Raw genomic sequence first — 2233 nt, 5'->3', positions numbered from 1 at the left:
TGTTATGTCTCAGGACATCGGTGACAGTTCTGCCTCAGGACATCGGTGACGGTTTGGCGCGTTTTGGTGGTGACACTTTCCGCGGATTGTTGGGGGATGAGCCATGTTGAGCCTGTTGAAGCCCGTGTCCGTCTCGCGATCGTGCAGTGGCCTGATGACGCGCCCAGGGGGTCGGTGACGTCGTTCTGCGCGGAGTATGGGATCTCTCGGAAGACGTTCTACGAAATTCGGCAGCGTGCCAGGGATGATGGGCAGGCGGCGGCGTTGGAACCACGGACCCGCCGGCCACGGAGCAGCCCGACCCGGATCGTCGACGAGATGAAGCGGCAAGCGTTAGCAGTGCGGGCCGCGCTTGAGTCGTCCGGGCTCGATTTTGGGCCGATCAGCGTGCATGACAAGATGCGATCTTTGCGGATGGTGCCGGCGCCCTCCCCGGCGTCGCTGGCTCGAATCTTCCGCGACGCGGGCGTGGCGCGCTGGGAACCGAAGAAGAAACCTCGGTCGGCATATCGCCGCTTCGTGTATCCGGCGCCGAACGCGTGCTGGCAGCTTGACGCGACCGAATATGTCCTGACCGGCGGACGCAAATGTGTGGTCTTCCAACTCATCGACGACCACTCCCGTTATGCGGTGGCCTCCCATGTCGCGTGGGGTGAAACCGCCGAAGCAGCGGTCGTGGTGGTCAGCAAAGGCATCACCGCACACGGCGTTCCACAGCGCCTGCTCAGCGACAACGGGACAGCGTTGAATCCCTCCCGTCGAGGATATTTCGGTCAGCTTGTCATCTATGTCACCTCCCTCGGGGTCGAGGCAATCACCGGAAAACCATATAAACCAACCACGCAGGGCAAGAACGAACGCTTCCACCAGACGCTGTTCCGCTATCTCGACAAGCAGCCTCTCGCCGCCACCCTCGACCAGCTCCAGGAACAGGTCGATAGGTTCGATCAGATCTACAACACGGACCGCCCACACCAGGCGCTGGCCGGCCGGATCACGCCCTTACAGGCATGGGAAGCAACACCGAAAACCGAACCACCCCGACCCCGGCCACGCGCCGCCTCGATCGAGGTCCCCCACCGCACCGACAAGACACCGCCACAACACCGCACTGCCGAGAAAGTGCGAATCGCACGGATCCGAAAAAATGGCACCGCCTACGCCCGACGAATCGAATTCCAAATCAGCAGCTCCCTCGCTGGCCACACCACTTATGTCGTAGAAAACGACGACGCTGTGCTGTTCTTCGACAGCAACGGAACGCTCATCATCGAGCACACCTGGCCCGCACCCGGAATCAGATACGTCGGCAATGGGAAACCCCGAGGGCGACGACCCCAAACACTCTAAACGTCACCGATGTCCTGACACACCAACTGTCACCGATGTCCTGACACAAAACCGTCACCGATGTCCTGAGACATCACACCCGGAATTCCGGGTGGAGCTCCGGGACTCACCAACTGCAGCGGCGCGGATTGCAGGAGTTATCAACACGAGGCGGACCAGTAGCGTGTCGGGCGACTATGGGCACCCCTGCCCATGCTCGCGGTTTCCGTGTCGCGACGAGCCCTTGGTACCGTGTGTCTATCTGCCTCCATGGAGGGGTGCTCGGAACGTAGAGGAAATCCGGATGTCGGTCGAGGTCAGAAGTGAGTTCGAGCTTCCCGACGTCACCGTGCGCTTCAGTTTTTCTGGACACTCCGACCGGGGAGCCGTTCGGCGCGTCAACGAAGACAGCTTCCTGATGGCGGCACCACTCTTCGTGGTGGCCGACGGTATGGGGGGTCACGCGTTCGGTGACCGGGCAAGCCAGGTCGCGGTCGCCGCCTTTGCCGATGCCTTCGACAGCGCAGGACCGGCCCGGGCGCAGGTCGTCATCGATACCATTCGCGCGGCGAACGACGCGGTCCTCGCCCTGTCCGCGGCCAGCGGTGACGGCTCACTCTCAGGGACGACGCTCACCGGTATTGCTTTCGTTGACATCGATCCACAGGGCAGTGACGCGAGCGGCAACTACCACTGGATGGCGTTCAACGTGGGGGACTCCCGGTCGTACAACTGGGATGGTCGCACCCTCAGCCAGCTCAGCGTCGATCATTCGGCCGTTCAGGAGTTGGTGGATTCGGGGGCGCTGACGAAGGGGGAGGCCCAGAAGCATCCGAATCGAAATGTGGTTACCCGGGCGCTCGGCGCCGATGACACCGTCGACGCCGATATCTTGCTTCTGCCC

Annotated in this window: 1 protein-coding gene and 1 pseudogene; both read left to right on the top strand. The window is 62.2% G+C overall.

All coding sequences use genetic code 11. The annotated features are described in order from the left end of the window. Window positions 1-174 precede the first annotated feature (174 nt). Window positions 175-1394, top strand: a pseudogene (locus tag RMN95_RS06635) (integrase core domain-containing protein). Window positions 1395-1633: 239 nt separating this feature from the next. Beyond that, window positions 1634-2233: protein phosphatase 2C domain-containing protein (locus tag RMN95_RS06630; protein ID WP_309616153.1), on the top strand; the 600-nt coding region annotated here is incomplete at its 3' end.

It is taken from the genome of Salinibacterium sp., assembly GCF_031364185.1.
Classification (GTDB): Bacteria; Actinomycetota; Actinomycetes; order Actinomycetales; family Microbacteriaceae; genus Rhodoglobus.
The sequence above is the reverse complement of the archived record's forward strand: the minus strand, read 5'-3'. Positions and strand labels throughout refer to the sequence as shown.